Raw genomic sequence first — 19,663 nt, forward strand, 5'->3', positions numbered from 1 at the left:
AAAGAAGCAGGAGGTCTGGAAATGCATACAGAGAAAAAAAGAATACCAGGCATGTATTTTTTTAAACGAAATATAGGAACAATTATTGGCTTAATTCTTTTAATCATAGTTGTTACCATATCTACGCCAAGATTTTTGACAACTTCGAATATATTAAATCTACTAAAATCTAATTCTGTAAATGCGATTATCAGCTGTGGAATGCTGATGGCAATTCTTATGGGAGAGATTGATATTTCTGTTGGATCTACAGTAGGTCTGTCAGGCATTATTGGGGCTTATATGATGACAAATATGGGGCTTCCGGCAGGACCAACAATTTGTATCTGCCTTATGGTAGGTGCCCTGGTAGGTATTGTAAATGGCATTGCAATTTCTTATTTAAAGGTACCTGCTTTTGTAGCAACTTTAGCAACACAGAGTATTGGACGTGGGCTTACGGAAATTATTTCGGGAGGAGTTACTATTCGTGTAAGAGATGATTCCTATACAGCTATTGGCAATACTTCCATAGGAGGAATTTCCGTTATTATTATTTATGCTGCAGTGATTCTGGTATTTACATGGTTTTTATTGAACCGTACACGTTTCGGATACTATATTTATGCGATTGGTGGAAATAAACTGGCAGCTCAGTATTCCGGAGTGAATGTAAAAAAATATAATATGCTTCCGTATGTTCTTATTGGTCTTTTCTGTGGCCTCAGTGGATTGATCTGGTCAGCAAGACTGGGAAGTGCAGCTGCAACTCTGGGAAGTGGATTTGAGATGGATGCTATTGCAGCTGTTGTTATTGGCGGAACAAGTATGTCAGGCGGTGTTGGTACTGTTGGAGGAACTTTTATTGGAGTTTTAATTATTGGGGTAATCACAAACGGTCTGAATCTTATGGGCATCAATTCTTTCTGGCAGGAAGTATTTAAAGGCATTATTATTCTTGTTGCTGTCGTTATTGATGTAGTAAGAAAAACAAAAACGAAAGAGTGAGAAAAATGGCTTTTGCAGGAATTGATATAGGAACCAGTGGATGTAAGCTGCTGGTATATGATTTGGAAGGACATGTGATTTTTCGATCATCCAGAAAGTATCGGGAAGAGGGAAGGGATGGATTTAGAGAACTGAATCCTGAAGTGGTTCTGGAAAATGTCAAGATTATTTTATCAGAAGCCGGAAAAAATTGTCCGGAAAATATAGAAGCTTTGGCAGTAGCCAGTCTTGGCGAATCAGTTGTATGTCTTGATGAGAATAATAATATTCTGGCCAATTCGATGCTTACCGGAGACTGTAGGGGAATCACAGAAATTCAGGAATTGATTCAGCATTTTGGAGCACAGCATATTTTTGAAATAACAGGGCTTCCGCCAAATGAATTATATGGTCTTCCGAAATATATGTGGCTGAATCAGAATACAGATGTGATAAAAAAAGCAAAAGCTATTTTATATTATGAAGATTTTATTGGATATATCCTTACAGGAAAAAGAATGGTGAGTTATTCCTCGGCGGCAAGAAGTATGGCTTTTGATATCAGAAAAAAGGAGTGGTCAGAAGAACTTCTGGGGGCAGCTGGTATTTCTTTACAACAGATGTCCGTACCTGTGGCACCGTCTACAGTTATTGGAACTGTTTTGCCGGAGATAGCTGAAAGACTGGGATTAAATCATGAGCTAAAAGTAATAGCAGGTGGGCACGATCAGACCTGTGCGGCTCTGGGGAGTGGATTGATATCTTCAGAAAACGGCGAAATTGGCATGGGTACCTGTGAATTTATGTTTACAATGCTGCCGGAAATAAAAATGACTCCTTATATGATACAAAATAATTTTACCTGTATTCCGTATGTGTTGAACAATACATATTTATCCAGTATTGAAGTAACTACCTGTGGAATACTGAAAAACTGGGCAAGAGATACTATTTTTCAGGGTATATCTATGGAGTGCCAAAAACAGGGTAAGGATTTTTGGGGAGAAATGGAGGATAAGGCAAAAAATATACATACAGACATACTGTTATTACCCCAATTTGGCTCGGCAGGAAATCCGGATCTTTCCATGGATGCAAAAGGAACAATTACAGGATTAACAATTCATACAAAACCAGAGGAAATATACAGAGCGATTCTTGAGGGAATGGCATTTCAGATGTATCTGGCGTATGAAAGAATGAATGTAATTGGTACGAAGATGAAAAAGATTGCAGCAACAGGAGGCGGATCAGTTTCAGATCTGACCCTTCAGATAAGAGCAGATGTGTTTGGAATGGAGGTATATTCTCTGGAAAGTGAAGAGGCTGGAACATTGGGGTGTATGTTGATGTCAGCAGTTGCTACAGGAGCCTATAAGTCTTTGAAAGCAGGGATAAAAAAGACAGTAAGAATAAAAAAATGTTTTAAACCAGATTCGGAGATGCATCGGTATTATAATGAAAAATTTAAAAAATATAAGGAACTATATGAGTTAATGCACAGATTTAGATAAAAATGTGGAGGTTAAAACAATGAGGCTGGTAAATGGTTTTAAATTAATGGAATTTGCAAAAAGGTATCATTATGTACTTCCCGCATTTAATACGACAAATTTAGAAATGACGTATGCTATTGCGGATGGGCTAATGAAAGCAGAGCTTCCAGGATATATTCAGATTTCTTCAAACAATTTGAGATTGTCAAATCCGGAGATTATTGCCGAAATGGCAGCAGATGCGGTCAAAAAGTCAGAGACACCTATTGGTTTGCATTTGGATCATGGGAAATCTTTTGAGGATGTAAAAGCATGTATAGATGCGGGGTTTACATCAATTATGATTGATGCATCTTACCTTCCTTTTGAAGAAAATATAAAGGAATGCAGAAAAGCAGCAGACTACTGCCATTTTTATGGAATTCCAGTAGAAGCAGAACTGGGAGCATTGAAGGGAAAAGAAGAGGATATTATAAATGAGGCAGAATGTAAAACAGATCCCGATATGGTAGCAGATTTTGTGGAACGGACAGGATGTGATACTTTAGCTGTGTCTGTGGGAAATGTTCATGGGTTATGTTTGAATCCTCAGATTGATATACCACTTCTGGAGAAAATTAATCAGGTGAGTAAGGTGCCGCTGGTTTTACATGGTGGATCTGGAATACCTAAAGAAGTTATATGGGAAGCTAAAAAATACGGACTGATAAAAATTAATTACGGCTCTGATCTTCGTAAAGAATATATTAAGACATTTGGAAGTGCATATGAAAGTAATCATAATGAACATGATGTAATACATTTAAGCCTGGAGGCAGTGGAAGAGGTAAGCAGACGGGCACGGGAGCTGGTAACAATGATTAATGAACACTAAATTTCTTCTGTAGGTGGTGTTAGTTTGAAACATACATATTTGGGAATAGACATGGGAACATCCGCGATGAAAATGGTGCTTATTGACTCGGAAAAGGCTGTTCTCAGACAGGTTTCTGAGGAATACGAAGCAGTGCATGCAGGAGACGGATGGAGTGAGATTGATCCCGTAATCTGGTATTCTGCTATGAAAAAAGGTATCCATAAAATAATGGAAGGGCAGGATACAAGTGCTTTGGCTGGAATTGGGGTTACCGGTCAGATGCATACGCTGATTGTTCTGGGAGAAGATGGGAAAGCTGTCCGTCCTGCAATGATGTGGAATGATACAAGAACAAAAATAATTCTTCCAGAGTTAAAAAATAAAATCAGAAAGTTTCCAGAAGGGGAATATTTGTCTAAAACAATTTCAACAGGAAGTCCGGCAGCAAATCTTTACTGGATGAAAAAATATGAACCGGAGAATTTGGAAAAAATAAAAAAGTTTTTGATAGGACCGGATTATTTAGTATTTTGCCTTACCGGAAATACAGTAACAGACTACTGTGAAGCATCAACCTCATGTCTTTATAGAATTGATAAAAAAGAATGGTCAGAAGAAATAAGGCAACTAATAGGATTAGAAAAAAATACATATCCGGAAATAAAAGGAAGCGCCCGAAAAGCAGGGAAAATTTTACCTGAAATAGCTGAGGAATTCCAGTTCAGTTCAGATGTGGAGGTGATTGTAGGGACAGGAGATAATCCTGCAACAGCTATTTCTACAGGATGTCTGGGTCTTGGATATCCTGTTATTTCCCTGGGGACATCCGGGATATTTATGATGCCAATAGAGAAGCCTGAGAGCCAGACAAGAGGGAAAAAGATATTGTTTTCTTTTGATGATAAAAAATATTCTTTTCTGGTTCAGGGAGCAGTTCAATGTAATGGAAATACATTTGACTGGTGGAATCGTGATATTATGGAAATGAGGAATTTTCATAAAATGACAACAGAACTGGATGTTAGTAAAATGGCAGAAAATGAATTAATGTTTTATCCTCATTTAAACGGTGAAAAAACAATTTATGCAGATACAGAACTGAGAGGAGCATTTACAGGAATCAATCTTTCTACTACCCAGGAAGACCTGTTTTATGCAGTTATAGAAGGTCTGTGTATGGGATTTCGAGAACTGGCAGAAAAAATGAAATTGCCTATCAGGGAATATGGAAGTGTAAAAGTAGTAGGTGGAGGAGCGAAAAGCCCGGTATGGCTTCAAACAATGGCAAATGTTCTTAACGTTTCAGTTGAAAAAATGGAAGGAATGATAGGACCTGCTTTTGGAATTGCTTTGTTAGCATCTTATAAAAATGAGAATTTTTCATCACTACAAAGAATAACAGAAGGCAATGTAATAACAGAATGTTGTTATCAACCGGACAGGAAAGCTGCAAGTTTTTGTGAAAAAAAATATGAGAAATATCTGAGGATGCGAAAAGGCCTGAAATATATTGAAAATGGAAGTAAGGTGATTTAGTCACAGACTGGCCGAGAATCTTCGTGTATGATACATACATAAACAGGAGGAAAAAGGTACAGAAATAAATCTGATACAGAAGTGTGATGTAAAAGCAGAGCATGAAAATAAATCCTGTAAAAATGGAAATAATAAATAAAAATACACAATGTCCGGGATGCAGGAGACGGAACGCCGGGCAGGAGGAGGATCATATGTCAGTTTTAAATATTACAAAAAATAATTTTCAGGAAGAAGTAATGAACAGTAATAAACCGGTTCTGCTGGATTTTTGGGCAGGATGGTGCGGACCCTGCAGGATGCTCTCCCCGGTAGTGGAAGAAATTGCAGAAGAAAATGACAGTATTAAGGTATGCAAGGTAAATGTGGATGAGCAGCAGGAACTGGCATCTGAGTTCCAGGTAATGACAATCCCAACACTGGTGGTTATCAAAAACGGACAGATTCAGAACCGTTCTATGGGAGTGAAGCCAAAAGAAGAGATCCTGGACATGGTTCAGTAAAACGAAATAAAAAGTACAAAACAGGGAATTTCCTTCAGGTCGGACAGTCCGGAAAAGGAGTTCCCTGTTTTTGTATTGAACATGTTCATTCTGAAAGTTCTTCCAGTCCTTTTTTGTCCGTGATCTCGATGGTTCCACGGGACAGTCTCACCAGATTTTCACTCTGAAAATAGCGGAGCATCCGTGTGACTACCTCCCGGGCAGTTCCCAGATGATTGGCTATTTTTTCGTGAGTGATCTTTAATATATCAGTGTTTTCCAGAAGAGTTTCTTCCACAAGAAAGGCGGCCAGTCTTTTGTCAAAGCTTTTCCACATAATCTGTTCGATCAGCCACATTACCTCGGAAAAGTGACTTGCCATGATCTGATTGGAGAAGTTTGCCATTGGAGCAGATTCTTCCATCAGAGATTTGTATATATGGGGTGGAAGAACCAGTATTTCACTGTCTTTTTCGGCTTCAATGATAACTTCAAACTGGATGTTCTGCATCACGCAGGATGCGGAAAAAATACATACGTCCCGCTCAAAAAGACGATAAAGAGTGATTTCTCTTCCCTCATCAGATACGATATATGACCGAAGCTGTCCGGAAAGGATCAGAAGCATTCCAAGACAGCTTACAGAGCCGTTGTGAAGGACGGTCCCTTTAGAGACAGACCGCTGAAAAGATGTCTGGGAAATTGTTTTCTGCTGGGCAGGTGTCAGTTTATCCCATATGGGAAAATGTGTGGAGAAATCCATATTTATGCCTCCTTTTACGGGCAGCCGGTGTGAACGATACTGCCGGCAACAATGATTTTAAGGTTTTTCTGTTAAATGTAAAATTTGTTGTGAGAAGTACTCCGGAACAAGCCCCGGTTTCTTACAGTGAATGGTGTAAACAGTAATTTAAGTATATAGAACGGTTTGGAATCTGTCAAATATCTGGAAAAGTCAGGAGGCATGTGATAAAATTTAAGTAATGTATTTTTTAATTATAAATGAACAGGTTAAAAAGAGTACGAATTTTTTATTTATTTTTTGGCATATACAAAATATGACAAGGGATCTACACAGGTCCGGAAGTATGGCATGATGCCGACAGGCAGGAATTTATGATAAAGCAGCAGGCGGTTTACAGGAAGGAGATTTTTATGGAAAGACATGGATTTGCAATGAAAATAAAAAAAGGGCAGATGAACGCATACAGGAAAAAGCTTGGCGAAATATGGCCGGAGCTGACCGGATTTCTGGACAGAAATGAGATCAGTAATTTCAGTATCTGGAATGCGGAGGATCTGATTTTTGGATATTATGAAAACCAGGATAACAGATGCAAAGGAGAAGGGGAAAAGGCAGAAATTGCAGTTCTTACAGAAAAAATCCAGGATACGTTTGACTGGATTTCCACTCCGGGTCAGGATATGCGGCTGATGTATCATAATTTTGGCATTGTGAGAAAAAACAAAGAACTGATCCGCCACAGAGTTTTTATGACCAGACTGAAAGACGGATGCGAAGAAGAGTATAAGGCCCGCCATGACAGGCTGGTCGCAGAGCGGGGAGAGACTGCAGATCCCGGTCCGGACAGTAATTTCAGTATTTGGAGCGCCGGAGGATATATTTTCGGCTATGATGAAATTGACACTACCATGGAAACAGAGGAAACGATTGCTTCAAGAGAAGCAACGGTTTCCTGGGAAATGCGTCAGCTTGAGATTATGGACTGGATCACAAATGATGTGGACTGGATGACAGGAGAAGTCCATGCAGATGTAAAGCGTCTGGCGTGGCATAACTGAACAGAGCGGTGCGGCTTATGGTTCAGCCTGCGGCAGAAAATTACTGAGGCAGGATAAGACAGCAGTGGAAGGTTTGGAGCACATATGAAAGAAAGTAAGTATGTAACTATATATAAAGAATGGAAGGAAAAAATCGAAAGCGGTCAGATTGCAGAAGGAGAACGGCTGCCTACAGAAAGCAGTCTGATGGAAAGCTATCAGGTTTCCCGGGATACTGTCCGCAAGTCCCTGAATTTACTGGAGCAGAACGGATATATTCAGAGAGGAAGAGGACGGGCATCGCTGGTAATGCCAAAACAGAGGTATACGTTCCCGCTTTCTGAAATTGCAAGCTTTCAGGAGGTAAATAAGCTGTCAAATGCCCATGCGGAGACAGAGGTGGTAAATCTTGATATTTTGCAGGATTCCCACAAAATTAAAAAAATTTTTCAGCAGAGTGTAAACGGAGAGGTTTATGAACTGATCCGGGTAAGGCGCATGAAAGATGAGGCAGTTATTCTTGATAAGGACTATTTTGTAAGGGATGTTGTTCCTCGTCTTCCTCTGAATGAATGTAAGGTGTCCGTCTACCGTTATCTGGAGGAAGAGCTTGGGCTTCAGATCAGCTATGCGGTAAAGGAAATTACGGTGCAGAAGGCAAATGCAGAGGATTATGAATTGTTGGACATGGGGGATTATAACATGGTCGTGGTGGTAAAAAGCCACACATATCTGGAAAATAATACGCTGTTTCAGTGTACAGAATCCCGTCACAGGCCGGATAAATTCCGATTTGTAGATCTGGCAAAGAGAAAACTGTAGGAGAATTCAGCCGCAGTTCCAGATTCCTGCCGGCAGAGTTTTTGAGAATTATATATAGTTTATGGAAATAACAACTGTCCTGTTTTAAAACCGGGGCAGTTTTATTTTTTACTGATCAGGAAAGCAGTATATTCTGTACGGATCTTCCCGGAAAACGCTCCGTGAGGAGACGGTCGGATATATGCGGAACAGGACTTCACATGGCAGTCTGAATCCGGCAGATACATTTTTTGAACCGGAAAATCCAGGATAAATAAGAAAGTCATTTCCTGTAATTCTGGGGAGTTTATTGGACAAAGTACACAAAAACAAAGTCAAAATTTTATTCAAAAACACAACACAAAAGTATTTGACATAAATGAACGTATAAATTAATATATAAATATAAGTTGTACGTACAAATATAATAAAGAAAAAAGATATACGTATAAGGAGGATGGAAAGATGGCAGGATTTGCAAATGATGCAAAAAAGATGCTAGAGCTTTTGGGCGGCAAAGAAAACATTGTGTCATTTACTCATTGTGCAACAAGAATGAGATTCGTACTTAAAGATCAGAAACAGGCAGATGTGAAGGCGATTGAGGAGCTTTCCTGTGTAAAAGGAAGCTTTACTCAGGGCGGACAGTTTCAGATCATTATCGGCAACAAGGTTTCTACTTTTTATGATGATTTTGTAGAGGCAAGCGGAATTGAAGGCGTAAGTAAGGCAGAAGTAAAAACAGAGGCAAAAGGCAATCTGAATCTTCTTCAGCGCCTTCTGGCAAACCTGGCAGAGGTTTTTGCGCCGATTATCCCGGCAATTATCGTAGGTGGTCTGATTCTTGGATTCCGTAACATTATCGGCGATATTGCGCTTCTGGAAAATGGAACAAAAACAATCACAGCAGTGTATCCGTTCTGGAACGGTGTGTATAATTTCCTCTGGCTGATCGGTGAGGCAATTTTTACCTTCCTTCCGGTAATTATCACTTATTCTGTGTGCAAAAAAATGAATTCTGATCCGGTTCTCGGAATTGTCCTTGGAATTACTCTGGTTTCTCCGCAGCTGATGTCAGCCAGTGACTATGTGCAGGCAGTGGCTACAGGCGGGGACATCAAAACATGGGATTTTGGCGCTTTCCATATCAATATGGTAGGATACCAGTCACAGGTAATTCCGGCAATCCTTGTTGGAATTCTGTTTTCTGTGCTTTATAAATTCCTGAAAAAGCATGTGCCGGAAATGATCTCCATGATCGTAGTACCGTTCTTTTCACTGGTGCCGGCGGTTCTTCTGGCCCATACAGTGATCGGACCTTTCGGACGTGTGATCGGCGACGGACTGGCAAAGATCATTCAGGTAGGCTTTGATTCTTCCTTCAGCTGGATCGTCAGTGGTATTTACGGCCTTCTGTATCCACTTATGGTTATTACAGGACTTCATCATGCAATGCTTCCTATCGACCTTCAGGCTGCGGAAACTGTAGGCGGAATCTATACCTTCCCGGTTGTTGCTCTCAATAATATTGCCCAGGCTTCTGCAGTAGTGGCTTTTGTAATCATCAACAGAAGAAATGCAAAGGCAAAAGAGGTTGGTGTTCCGGCGTTTATTTCCGGATATCTGGGAGTTACAGAGCCGGCAATGTTCGGTATTAACCTGAAATATCTGTATCCGTTTGTGGGAGCCATGCTTGCAACAGGAGTTACAGGAATGATTTCCAGATTGATCGGAGTAATTGCAAACAGTGTAGGTGTCGGCGGACTTCCTGCATTCCTTTCCATGAAAGCCCAGTATATGCTTCCATATATTGGAGTTATGGCGCTTTGTATTGTATTATCAATTCTGTTTACGCTGCTTTTATCAAAAACATCACTGAACAGTGAAAACAGAAAGAAAAACTAAAGGAGAAAAACTATGGTGGAATTAGGCGGAAAAGTAGTATATCAGATTTATCCCAAGTCTTTTCAGGATACAGACGGAGACGGTTTCGGAGATCTGAGAGGCGTAATTGAGCATCTGGATTATCTGGCAGAGCTGGGTGTGGACTATCTGTGGATCACTCCGTTTTTTACCTCTCCTCAGTATGACAACGAATACGATATCGCGGATTACAGAAATATTGACCCCAGATACGGAACTATGGAGGACTTTGACGAGCTGGTACGGGAGGCTGCCAAGCGCGGCATGTACCTGATGATGGATATGGTTCTGAACCATACATCCACAAAGCATGAGTGGTTTCAGAAGGCTCTGAAGGGTGATCCGAAATACAGAAACTATTATATCTTCAAAAAAGGAAAAAATGGTCTTCCGCCTACAAACTGGGTGTCAAAATTTGGTGGAAACGCATGGAGCTACCTTCCGGAAACAGATGAGTATTACCTTCATCTGTTCCATGTAACCCAGGCAGACCTGAACTGGGAAAACCCGGAGGTGCGTCAGGATATTTATGATACTGTAAACTTCTGGCTGGAAAAGGGGGTAAAGGGACTGCGTTTCGATGTGATCAACCTGATCTCCAAGCCGGACGTTTATGAGGATGATCTGGAAGGGGACGGACATCGTTTCTATACAGACGGACCAAAAATCCACCAGTATCTTCAGGAGCTGAACGAGAATACCTTTGGAAAATATGACGATGTGGTAACTGTAGGAGAAATGTCTTCTACCACATTGGAAAACAGTATCCGCTATTCCAACCCGGAATCTAACGAGCTGTCCATGATCTTCAGCTTCCATCACCTGAAAGTGGATTATCCTTCCGGAAATAAATGGGAGATCGAGCCTTTCCGCTTCCATGATCTGAAAAAGCATCTGTTTACCTGGCAGGAAGAAATGGAAAAGGGTGGCGGCTGGAATGCTCTGTTCTGGTGCAACCATGATCAGCCGAGAATTGTTTCCAGAATCGGAAATGAAAAGGAATACCGTGTAAAATCTGCAAAATGTCTTGCCACAGCAATTCACGGTCTGAAGGGAACACCTTATATTTATCAGGGAGAGGAGATCGGTATGACAAATGCCGGCTATACCTCTATTGACGAGTATATGGATATTGAAAGCCTGAACTATTATAATATCCTGAAGCTTCAGGGTAAGAGCGAGGAGGAAGTGATCCGTATTCTGGGCGCCAAGTCCAGAGACAACTCCCGTACCCCAATGCAGTGGGATGCTTCTGAGAACGCAGGCTTCACTAAGGGAACTCCGTGGCTGAAAGTATGTGATCGCTACAAAGAGATCAACACAGAGAGCAGACATGAGCCGGATTCTGTTTTCCAGTATTATAAAGAGCTTGTGAAGTTAAGAAAAGAGCTTCCTGTGATCCAGAAAGGCGCTGTGACACCTCTTCTTCGCGAGGATAAAGAAATCCTTGCATACAAACGTGAGTATCAGGGAAAAGAGCTTTATGTGTTCTGTAATTTCTTTGACGGTGAAGTAAAGGTACCGTATTCCATTCCGGAAGACTGCAAGAGCATTCTTTCTAATTACGGAGAGGAGATTAGCCCCAGGGAGCTTGTTTTAAGACCTTATGAGGCAGTGATGTTCCTCCGCTGAAAAGAGGCATACTATGAAATTTAAAGCGCTTACTACCTGCTTTGCCGGAGGCGGAACAGGTCATTATACCCAGCAGGGCAGATTGAGCCCAGATGAAAAAAATACAGAAAATCAGGTGATCAACCTGCACCCGGAGCTTTCCTGGGAAGTATTTGAGGGCTTCGGGGGCGCAGTGACAGATGCAGCGGCATATGTGTATTCTCTGATGAATGAGGAGCAGAAAAAAGAAGTCCTTTCTACATATTTCATAAAGAGGGACTTGGCTACCGGCTTCTGCGTGTTCCTGTTGACAGTTGTGATTTTTCTCTGGAGACCTATGATTCACTTGTGGAAAAAGAACCCGTAAAGGTGGCGGTCCAGAGAGCGGGAAAATATATTTTTCCAATGCTTAAAGATATTTTTGCAGTCTGTGAGGAGCAGCCGGAGATCATGGTTTCTCCCTGGTCTCCGCCGGAATATATGAAAACAAACGGACAGCGCCAGCGGGGCGGACATCTGAAAAGGGAATACTATCCGGACTGGGCTGAATATATCTGCCAGTACATCCTTGCCCTGCAGGCAGAGGGCTTTCCGGTAAAACGAATGTCCATTCAGAACGAGGCCAACGCAGTACAGAAATGGGATTCCTGCCTGTACAGTGCAGAGGAGGAGAGGGAGTTTCTGAAAACAGCTCTTTATCCTGCGCTGAAAAAACATGGGCTGGATAAAATTGAAATCTACATCTGGGATCATAATAAGGAACGGCTTTATGAACGGGCGGTGGAAACCATTGACAGTGAAACAGAAAAAATGATCACCGGAATGGCCTTTCACTGGTACAGCGGAGATCATTTTGAGGAAATGGAGCTGGTGCGGAAACGATTTCCCGGACTGAAGCTGATCCTTTCCGAAAGCTGCCTGGAATACTGCAAATTCCGGTCAGATGATGTGACAGAGGGCGCTTTTTCTCTTCTTCATGAGCTGATCGGGGACCTCAATCATGGAATGAGTATGTTTCATGACTGGAATCTCTGTCTGGATGAAGAGGGCGGTCCTAATTATGTTGGAAATTACTGTCACGCTCCCTGTCTTTTCCATAAAGGAAAGAAACGGCTGCTCCCCCAGCCGACCCTTGACTGTTTTTATCACATCTCCCATTATCTGCGTCCCGGAAGCGTGCGGATCGCCCATTCTGTATACACAGATAAGATAGAGTCTGTTGCCTATAAAAATACAGACGGAAGCATCATTCTGGTTCTTCTGAACCGGACAGAAAAACAGCTTCCTGTAAATCTGAGGCTTCATGGACAGACTGGGACTTTAAATGTTCTTCCCCAGTCCGTCACTACCTGCACAATAGAATACGAATGATAAAAATTTTCGGAATAATACAGAAATGATTTGCAGATAAAATAAGGCACTGCCCACGGATAAAAACGTTGGCTGTGCCTTATTTGGATGATCTGTTTTTTCTTTCCTTGTATCGTGAGGACTGGTCATTGCATTTTCCGCAACAACCGCTTACTTATCCGGCTTACCGGATATAATTCTGAATATATTCCTGAGTGGTGTTGTCGATCAGGTGATAGGTAAGCTCTGCCATGGCTTCCGGAGATTCATGCTCTGTTCTGGACAGCCATGTTTTGATCATTCCGATACAGCCGCTGAGACAAAAGGCATAGGCATAGCGTATCTCGCTGTCAGTAGCCGGAAAGCTGCTCTGTTTCAGGAATTTGTTAGCGATCAGTGTCTCAATCCGCTCCACAAAATCCATGTCTCCGTTAGGTCCCAGAAGCGCCAGGGAAAGATCCCGGTTGCTGTCCATAATGGAGAAAAAACGGGCAAGAAAGGGAATGATCTTTTCCCTTTCTGTGCAGTCGTCGGGACAGCCCTCCATAGCTTCCCGGATGTCTGCCATAGCTTCCTCTTCAATTTTTTCAAGCATCTGGTAGATGTCTGTATAATGCAGGTAAAAGGTGGAGCGGTTAATATCCACTTCGTCTACCAGTTCCTTTACAGTGATTTCTTTGATACTTTTTTTCTGCATCAGGCGGGCAAGTCCCTGCCTGAGCTGCATCTTTGTTTTTCTGACTCTTCGGTCAACTTTTTCAGCCATGAAAAAACCTCCAATCTTTTTGCAAAAAAGGGCATTGTTTTGGTAGAAATGTCAAATTTTATGTTTAGTAGACAAAATATAAAAAAATGTCGATTAGTAAATATTAAGCTCTTTTTTTGTCGCTTGTATTTTTTTTCAGTTTTAGTATAATACGTTTTGTAAAGAAAAGCAACATATTGTTTATTAATAGAAATAAAAATGGTTAATAGAATATAAGCTATTAATAGAACAATGATTGATTAACAGAATATAATGTAATCAACAGAATCAGGCAGATTCTGTACGGCAGAAAGTGTCTGATCTGTTTAAATAAAGTAATTTCTATATAAAAATATATCATGAAAGAAAGGGAACAGCTATGATCAAAAATGAGTGGAAGAATCTGCTGAAGAACAAAATGCTGGTAGTTGTTGTTATGGCTATTATCATAATCCCGGTCATTTACGCAGGATTGTTCCTGAAATCCATGTGGGATCCATATGGAAGTCTGGATAACCTTCCTGTAGCAGTAGTCAACAATGACAAATCAGTGGAATACGAGGGAAAAACTTTAAGTGTGGGCAGTGATATGGAAGATGCCCTGAGGGATAATGATTCCCTTGATTTTCATTTTGTGGACAGTAAAGATGCAGAGCAGGGCCTGAGAAATGGTACATATTATATGGTAATTACCATTCCGGAAGATTTTTCTGAGAATGCTTCTACTCTGATGGATGAGAAGCCAAAGAAAATGGAACTGGAATATGAAACAAATCCGGGAACCAATTACATTGCTTCCAAAATGAGCGAGAGCGCTGTTGTAAAAATCCGTGACGAGGTAGCTTCTCAGGTAACAGAAACCTATACTCAGACAGTTTTTGACCAGATTACAGAGGTTGGAGACGGTATGCAGGAGGCTGCCGATGGTTCAAAGGAACTGAAGGACGGACTTGGAGATGCTTCTGACGGAAATAAAACCATTACAGACAATCTGAAAAAGCTGGCGGACAGCACGCTTACCTTTAAGGATGGAGCAAATACTCTGACAGAAGGTCTGAAAGAATATACGGACGGTGTGGCGCAGGTAGATGACGGAGCTACACAGCTGAATGATGGAGTGGGAACTCTGACAGCAAAGGTTCCTGAGCTTACAGCCGGTGTAAATAAGCTGAATCAGGGCGTTAAGGATTATACAGACGGCGTTGCAAAGCTTGACGCAAATTCTGCACAGCTGACAGCCGGAACAGCAGATCTTCAGGAAGGAGCAGAGACTCTGAAAAAAGGTCTTGATACCCTGAAGGATGGAACTACACAGTATGTAAGCGGAGCAAATACTCTTGCAGACGGAGTGACACAGTATGTTGCCGGAGCAGATCAGCTTGCAGCCGGAGCAAAACAGCTTTCACCACTGGAGGGAATCGGTCAGGTATCTTCAGGCATTTCACAGTTGAACAGTTCTATTTCCAAAGGAGAGGGCTCTCTGAAATCAGGGACTCAGCAGCTGGAATCCGGTTTAGGGGAACTGTACGGACAGCTGAAAGAGCTGGGCGGCAGCCTGACAGCAGAAAATATCAAAAAGCTGACAGCCGGTTTAAATGAAGCGAAAAACGGAATGGAAAGCGCAGGCAAAGGAATGACTACTGCTTCTGCCGGAATGACCCAGGCCGCAGAGGGAATGACAAATGCGGCAGGCGTGATCACTCAGGCAGGGCAGGGGATTTCTTCTGTGGCAGCCCAGGTTCAGAATGCATCCAGGCCTGTGGCAGATGCAGTAAACGGAGTGACTGGCATTGTAAATCAGTGTGCTCAGGATGCAAATGGAAAGTTGGATGCGGCAAGATCACAGATTGATGCGGCAAACGCACAGATTGCTTCTGCAAACGGACAGATCGAGGCGGCAAACCAGCAGATATCAGGTATGCAGGCATCTATGGCAGGCGCCCAGGTAGCCATTCAGGGAATCCAGGGTTCAGCCGACGAAAACGGAATGGTTTCCGCAGCAAGCCTGAATGCTGTGATCGGAATGCTTGGCAATTCTGCTTCCGGTGTATCCGGAGTAGATGCAGTACAGAACAATGTGGAAAACATGGATGCTTCTGCCTATACAGCACAGGCACAGCAGATTGCAGACGCAGCCTCACAGCAGCTGGCAGGCGTACAGGAAACCTTAAATGGAACAGCAGGACAGCTGAATGAAGCGGCAGAAGGACTGAAAAAGGGTGCAGAGACTCTTGGAACAAAATCAGGAGAAATGAAGGCGGGCGCGGATCAGATGGAAGCCGGCGCTCAGAAAATGGCAGCCGGAGCAGAAAATATTCCTTCAATCCCAGCGGATCCCATCAATCAGGTGACAACTGCTGTGGGACAGCTCTATGCAGGATCTCAGAAAGTAGATCAGGGTGTGGGAGCGGTAGCCTCTGCTCTCGATACACTGGAAGAGGGAACAAAAGATTTCCCGAAGGCAGCTGCAGGTGTAAAGGCTCTGAATGAAGGATTTGCACAGCTGACAGCCAATGATAAAGCTCTGACAACAGGAGCAAAAACTCTGAAAGCAGCAGGCAGCACCGTAACAGGAGGCATCAGTCAGCTGACAGCCGGAGGCAGGGATCTGGCAGCCGGAGTCGGTACTTTAAGTGAAGGAATCAAAACCTATACAGCCGGAGTCAGAACACTGGCAGGAAATAATGAAGCTCTTACCTCAGGAACTCAGCAGCTTGCATCAGGAGCCGGAACCCTTGCATCAGGAGCCGCGCAGCTTGCAGAAGGCACCAAAACTCTGAAAGCCGGAACCAGTAAGCTGGTTGAAAACAACAGTACTCTGAACAGCGGCGCTGACCAGCTCGCTGACGGCGCAGGACAGATCCAGGACGGCTCTTCACAGCTTTATGACGGCTCAAAGGAACTGGGAGACGGAATCAAAAAATTAAGCGACGGTTCAGAAACCCTGCAGACAAGTCTCAGCGACGGCGCAAAGCAGGTAAAAGAAACAAAAGCCAATGATGATATGATAAGCATGTTTGCCGCACCGGTTAAAGAGGAAGAAACACAGATGACAACAGTGGAGAATAATGGTCACGCCATGGCTCCTTATATGATGTCTGTAGGTCTGTGGGTAGGCTGTCTCGCCTTCTGTCTGATGTATCCTCTGACAGAGTACAAAGGAAAATTAAAATCAGGCCTGGCATGGTGGGCAAGTAAGGCGTCGGTTCTTTATCCGGTAGCAGTCCTTCAGGGAGTTCTTCTGATCGTTCTGCTTCACCTGATAGACGGATTCACACCGGCAGAAATGACGAAGACAGTTCTTTTCTCCTGTCTGGCAGCTGTGGCATTTACATCTATTATGTATTTCTTTAATATTACCTTCGGCAAGGTGGGAAGCTTCCTGATGCTGATCTTTATGGTAGTTCAGCTTGCAGGTTCGGCAGGAACCTATCCGGTAGAGATTTCACCTTCCTTTGTGGCAAAGATTCATAATTACCTGCCTTTTACCTATACTGTCAATGCATTCCGAAGCACCATTGCAGGAGGCGAAAGTATAGGAACAGCAGCTGTTGTACTGCTTGTGCTGGCAATTATATTTACAGTACTGACGATTTTACAGTTTAACCATATGGCACATGCCAGAAAGAGCGGAAAGAAGGTTCTTTATGACTGGCTGGAAGCACATGGAGTAGCATAAAAAAAGAAAAACGCTGCAATCCGGAATCAACTGAGGATTGCAGCGTTTTTCAGCAATTATGTATTATTTCTCAACGACCTCAAGAATTTCCATTGGACAGGCTTTTACACAGATACCGCAGGCTGTACATTTGGATGCGGTTGGTTTGTCCTCAGCCTTTACCATCAGGCCGAACGGACAGGCTTCCACGCATTTTCCACAGCCGGTACACAGTTTTTTGTTTACCATGTATACGCCTTTTGCGTTCTGAGTGATTGCGCCTGCTTCACAGACCTCTGCGCATTTTCCGCACTGAGGACATGCCATTGGCTTTGGCTCTCCCTTGCGTTCTACAATCTGAATGCAGGATTTTAATACATTAGATTCCTTGTAATAAGCATTTGAACAGGCCTCTACACATTCCAGACATGCCATACAGGTGGCGCCTTTTTTTACTGTCAGTTTTTTCATTACCTTACCTCCGCTTTTTGTTGTTTTTACCATACTCATCATCTGCTGTGTTCAGCTTGTTACATTATATCATTCTTTCTGTATATCTACAATTTGTTTTGTGCTTTTTTTCACAAAGAATACATTTGAAGATGATTGTTTAAAGGGAATATCTGGTGAGGCGTTCTGGCATATTTTTGCCGGAATCCAGATACATGCAGGGCAAAATGCCATTATTGGAAGTAATTTGGAATACATTTTGACCACGCTGCTGTGAATGGAGTGATCTGCAATTTATAACGGATATTTTGGATATTTTTTATGAAGGTCTGGTGTTAGTCTGAAGAATGGGGTATGATAATAAAAAGGGACATTTAACAGATTCCTCACATTTTTCCCACAAAGTAAACACAAATTTTTTTTATACTCAGACCATCAAAAGGAAAACAGAGATATTTTCAGGAGGGAATTGATTATGGAGAATATGAACAACAACATGAATGATAATCTTAATAACATAAATGATAATAATGACCAGGACAACAAAAAAGATAAGAAAAAAATGAGCTTTAAAAAGGGAGCGGGAATTGCTTTCTGCGCTGTTCTGGCAGGAGGCCTTGCATTTGAAGGCGTCAGCGCTGTAAGCGGCTGGGATTTCAGCAACATTGTACAGGCATCGGATAAGGACGAAAATAAAACCACACTTTTGAAAACAAAGAAGAAATCAGACGATAAGGATACGGAAAAGACTGAGGAAAAAACAGAGGATTCCAAAGATAAGGATGAAAAGGCAGAAGAGGATTCTGAACAGAAAGTAAAGGGAAGTCTGGACGTATCTGATATTGCGGCAGAGGCAATGAAATCCGTAGTTGCCATTAACACCAAATCTGTGCAGGAGGTTCAGACCTATATCGGAGACTTTGGTTTCGGAGGATTTACCACTCAGGAACAGGAGGTTGAGGGAAGCGGCTCCGGTATCATTGTGGGAAAAAATGACGAGTCTCTTCTGATCGCAACAAACTATCATGTAATCCAGGGTGCAGATACGGTATCTGTTACCTGTATTGACGGCGAGGTTTATGAGGCAATTGTAAACGGTTATGATGCAGATAAGGATCTTGCAGTTGTTTCGGTTGCTCTTTCTGATATTTCCAAAGATACCATGGAGCAGATCGAGGTTGCCACAGTGGGAAGCTCCGATGATCTGAGAGTAGGCGAGCAGGTAGTTGCCATCGGAAATGCTCTTGGATACGGACAGTCTGTAACAACAGGTATTGTCAGCGCCAAAAACCGTAAACTGGATGATTCCGGACAGGCAGATGAAAATTCTGACGGTGTAAACCTGATTCAGACAGATGCGGCTATTAATCCCGGAAACAGCGGCGGAGCTCTTCTGAACATGAACGGAGAGGTTGTGGGAATCAATTCTGCAAAGCTTGCTTCCACAGAGGTCGAGGGTATGGGATATGCCATTGCCATTACAGACGTATCTGATATTCTTGAGAATCTCATGAATGAGACACCGAGGGATAAGGTGGAGAAACACGGCGCCCTGTCCATTACAGGCAGCTCAGTAAGTGAAGAAGCATCTGCGGTTTATGATATTCCGGAAGGTGTTCTGGTTGCAGAAGTGATCAAGGACGGAGCTGCTGACAAGGCGGGAATCGAGGAAAAGAATATTATTACAGAGTTCGACGGCAAGAGAGTCCGCAGCATTGAAGCCCTGGTTGATATGCTTCAGTACTATGAGCCGGGTGAAGAGGTTGAAGTAACGCTTCAGGTTCTCGGAAACGGAGGTTATGAGGAAAAGAAGGTAACAGTTACTCTTGATGAGGGAACCTCTGAGGAGTCGGCAGCCTCTGATACAGCAGCACAGGAGCCGTCACAGGAAGAAAGTATCCTGGATGAGTTTGGAAACAGTGCAGAGGATGAAGAAACCTATAATGAGTTCTTTGGCGACATCTGGTAAATTGCAGACACAGTTTTTCCATTAATATAAATATATAA

The 19,663-nt window shown here is 42.5% G+C and carries 16 protein-coding genes; 13 read left to right on the forward strand and 3 right to left on the reverse strand.

All coding sequences use genetic code 11. The features are described 5' to 3' along the window. The first annotated feature begins 21 nt into the window (after window positions 1-21). The 5 genes from NSA57_RS05675 (at window position 22) to trxA (ending at window position 5,357) form a co-directional block, all read left to right on the forward strand. Window positions 22-987: an ABC transporter permease gene (locus NSA57_RS05675; protein WP_257464272.1), complete on the forward strand. Its 966-nt coding sequence runs from the start codon at window positions 22-24 to the stop codon at window positions 985-987. Between the two features lie 5 nt (window positions 988-992). After that, window positions 993-2,480 carry an FGGY-family carbohydrate kinase gene (locus tag NSA57_RS05680; RefSeq protein WP_173752530.1) on the forward strand — a complete coding sequence of 496 codons (1,488 nt, stop codon included), beginning with the start codon at window positions 993-995 and terminating at the stop codon, window positions 2,478-2,480. A gap of 19 nt (window positions 2,481-2,499) precedes the next feature. Continuing rightward, the gene (locus NSA57_RS05685; RefSeq protein ID WP_257464273.1) at window positions 2,500-3,336 is read left to right on the forward strand and encodes a class II aldolase; all 837 of its coding nucleotides are present in this window, start codon (window positions 2,500-2,502) and stop codon (window positions 3,334-3,336) included. A gap of 24 nt (window positions 3,337-3,360) precedes the next feature. Next, on the forward strand, window positions 3,361-4,854 hold the full coding sequence (locus NSA57_RS05690) for a xylulokinase (RefSeq protein ID WP_022067251.1): 1,494 nt from the start codon (window positions 3,361-3,363) through the stop codon (window positions 4,852-4,854). A 194-nt stretch (window positions 4,855-5,048) separates the two neighbouring features. Then, complete coding sequence (gene trxA / locus NSA57_RS05695; protein WP_257464274.1) at window positions 5,049-5,357, forward strand: thioredoxin; 309 nt, start codon at window positions 5,049-5,051, stop codon at window positions 5,355-5,357. An 85-nt stretch (window positions 5,358-5,442) separates the two neighbouring features. On the opposite strand, the gene NSA57_RS05700 is transcribed toward trxA, so the two are convergent. Then, on the reverse strand, window positions 5,443-6,099 hold the full coding sequence (locus NSA57_RS05700) for a Crp/Fnr family transcriptional regulator (protein ID WP_257464275.1): 657 nt from the start codon (window positions 6,097-6,099) through the stop codon (window positions 5,443-5,445). Window positions 6,100-6,491: 392 nt separating this feature from the next. Here NSA57_RS05700 and NSA57_RS05705 point away from each other — a divergent pair, with 392 nt between their 5' ends. The 6 genes from NSA57_RS05705 (at window position 6,492) to NSA57_RS05730 (ending at window position 12,824) form a co-directional block, all read left to right on the forward strand. Then, window positions 6,492-7,139, forward strand: coding sequence for an L-rhamnose mutarotase (locus NSA57_RS05705; protein WP_173752554.1), 648 nt, complete (start codon window positions 6,492-6,494; stop codon window positions 7,137-7,139). 84 nt (window positions 7,140-7,223) lie between these two features. After that, window positions 7,224-7,940 (forward strand): trehalose operon repressor, encoded by a 717-nt coding sequence (gene treR, locus NSA57_RS05710; RefSeq protein ID WP_022067247.1) that lies wholly within the window; start codon window positions 7,224-7,226, stop codon window positions 7,938-7,940. A gap of 444 nt (window positions 7,941-8,384) precedes the next feature. Further along, a complete protein-coding gene (treP, locus tag NSA57_RS05715; protein WP_257464276.1) occupies window positions 8,385-9,824 on the forward strand; it encodes a PTS system trehalose-specific EIIBC component in 1,440 nt (479 codons plus the stop codon). A gap of 12 nt (window positions 9,825-9,836) precedes the next feature. Further along, a complete protein-coding gene (treC, locus tag NSA57_RS05720; protein ID WP_257464277.1) occupies window positions 9,837-11,474 on the forward strand; it encodes an alpha,alpha-phosphotrehalase in 1,638 nt (545 codons plus the stop codon). Window positions 11,475-11,487: 13 nt separating this feature from the next. Further along, entirely contained in the window at window positions 11,488-11,820 is a 333-nt protein-coding gene (locus NSA57_RS05725) for a hypothetical protein (protein ID WP_257464278.1), read from the forward strand. Continuing rightward, window positions 11,748-12,824 carry a glycoside hydrolase family 30 protein gene (locus tag NSA57_RS05730; RefSeq protein WP_257464324.1) on the forward strand — a complete coding sequence of 359 codons (1,077 nt, stop codon included), beginning with the start codon at window positions 11,748-11,750 and terminating at the stop codon, window positions 12,822-12,824. The genes NSA57_RS05725 and NSA57_RS05730 overlap by 73 nt, the downstream gene beginning before the upstream one ends. A gap of 163 nt (window positions 12,825-12,987) precedes the next feature. On the opposite strand, the gene NSA57_RS05735 is transcribed toward NSA57_RS05730, so the two are convergent. Beyond that, complete coding sequence (locus NSA57_RS05735; RefSeq protein WP_257464279.1) at window positions 12,988-13,569, reverse strand: TetR-like C-terminal domain-containing protein; 582 nt, start codon at window positions 13,567-13,569, stop codon at window positions 12,988-12,990. 358 nt (window positions 13,570-13,927) lie between these two features. Here NSA57_RS05735 and NSA57_RS05740 point away from each other — a divergent pair, with 358 nt between their 5' ends. After that, entirely contained in the window at window positions 13,928-17,227 is a 3,300-nt protein-coding gene (locus tag NSA57_RS05740; RefSeq protein WP_257464280.1) for a YhgE/Pip domain-containing protein, read from the forward strand. Between the two features lie 63 nt (window positions 17,228-17,290). Here the strand turns inward: NSA57_RS05740 and NSA57_RS05745 are convergent, their stop codons facing one another. Beyond that, window positions 17,291-17,710 (reverse strand): 4Fe-4S binding protein, encoded by a 420-nt coding sequence (locus NSA57_RS05745; RefSeq protein ID WP_330671302.1) that lies wholly within the window; start codon window positions 17,708-17,710, stop codon window positions 17,291-17,293. A gap of 421 nt (window positions 17,711-18,131) precedes the next feature. On the opposite strand from NSA57_RS05745, the gene NSA57_RS05750 reads away from it, so the two are divergent. Beyond that, window positions 18,132-19,625, forward strand: coding sequence for a S1C family serine protease (locus tag NSA57_RS05750; protein ID WP_257464281.1), 1,494 nt, complete (start codon window positions 18,132-18,134; stop codon window positions 19,623-19,625). Window positions 19,626-19,663: the final 38 nt, after the last annotated feature.

The sequence above is a fragment of the Blautia caecimuris genome, assembly GCF_024622975.1.
GTDB classification, from domain to species: Bacteria; Bacillota; Clostridia; order Lachnospirales; family Lachnospiraceae; genus Blautia_A; species Blautia_A caecimuris.

What these genes read in the sequence shown, in the direction of transcription:
- NSA57_RS05750 (WP_257464281.1), top strand. Translation starts at nt 18,132, where the DNA reads ATGGAGAATATGAACAACAACATGAATGATAATCTTAATAACATAAAT.
- NSA57_RS05675 (WP_257464272.1), top strand. Translation starts at nt 22, where the DNA reads ATGCATACAGAGAAAAAAAGAATACCAGGCATGTATTTTTTTAAACGA.
- treC (WP_257464277.1), top strand. Translation starts at nt 9,837, where the DNA reads ATGGTGGAATTAGGCGGAAAAGTAGTATATCAGATTTATCCCAAGTCT.
- treR (WP_022067247.1), top strand. Translation starts at nt 7,224, where the DNA reads ATGAAAGAAAGTAAGTATGTAACTATATATAAAGAATGGAAGGAAAAA.
- NSA57_RS05685 (WP_257464273.1), top strand. Translation starts at nt 2,500, where the DNA reads ATGAGGCTGGTAAATGGTTTTAAATTAATGGAATTTGCAAAAAGGTAT.
- NSA57_RS05700 (WP_257464275.1), bottom strand. Translation starts at nt 6,099, where the DNA reads ATGGATTTCTCCACACATTTTCCCATATGGGATAAACTGACACCTGCC.
- NSA57_RS05705 (WP_173752554.1), top strand. Translation starts at nt 6,492, where the DNA reads ATGGAAAGACATGGATTTGCAATGAAAATAAAAAAAGGGCAGATGAAC.
- NSA57_RS05745 (WP_330671302.1), bottom strand. Translation starts at nt 17,710, where the DNA reads ATGGTAAAAACAACAAAAAGCGGAGGTAAGGTAATGAAAAAACTGACA.
- trxA (WP_257464274.1), top strand. Translation starts at nt 5,049, where the DNA reads ATGTCAGTTTTAAATATTACAAAAAATAATTTTCAGGAAGAAGTAATG.
- NSA57_RS05680 (WP_173752530.1), top strand. Translation starts at nt 993, where the DNA reads ATGGCTTTTGCAGGAATTGATATAGGAACCAGTGGATGTAAGCTGCTG.
- treP (WP_257464276.1), top strand. Translation starts at nt 8,385, where the DNA reads ATGGCAGGATTTGCAAATGATGCAAAAAAGATGCTAGAGCTTTTGGGC.
- NSA57_RS05725 (WP_257464278.1), top strand. Translation starts at nt 11,488, where the DNA reads ATGAAATTTAAAGCGCTTACTACCTGCTTTGCCGGAGGCGGAACAGGT.
- NSA57_RS05735 (WP_257464279.1), bottom strand. Translation starts at nt 13,569, where the DNA reads ATGGCTGAAAAAGTTGACCGAAGAGTCAGAAAAACAAAGATGCAGCTC.
- NSA57_RS05740 (WP_257464280.1), top strand. Translation starts at nt 13,928, where the DNA reads ATGATCAAAAATGAGTGGAAGAATCTGCTGAAGAACAAAATGCTGGTA.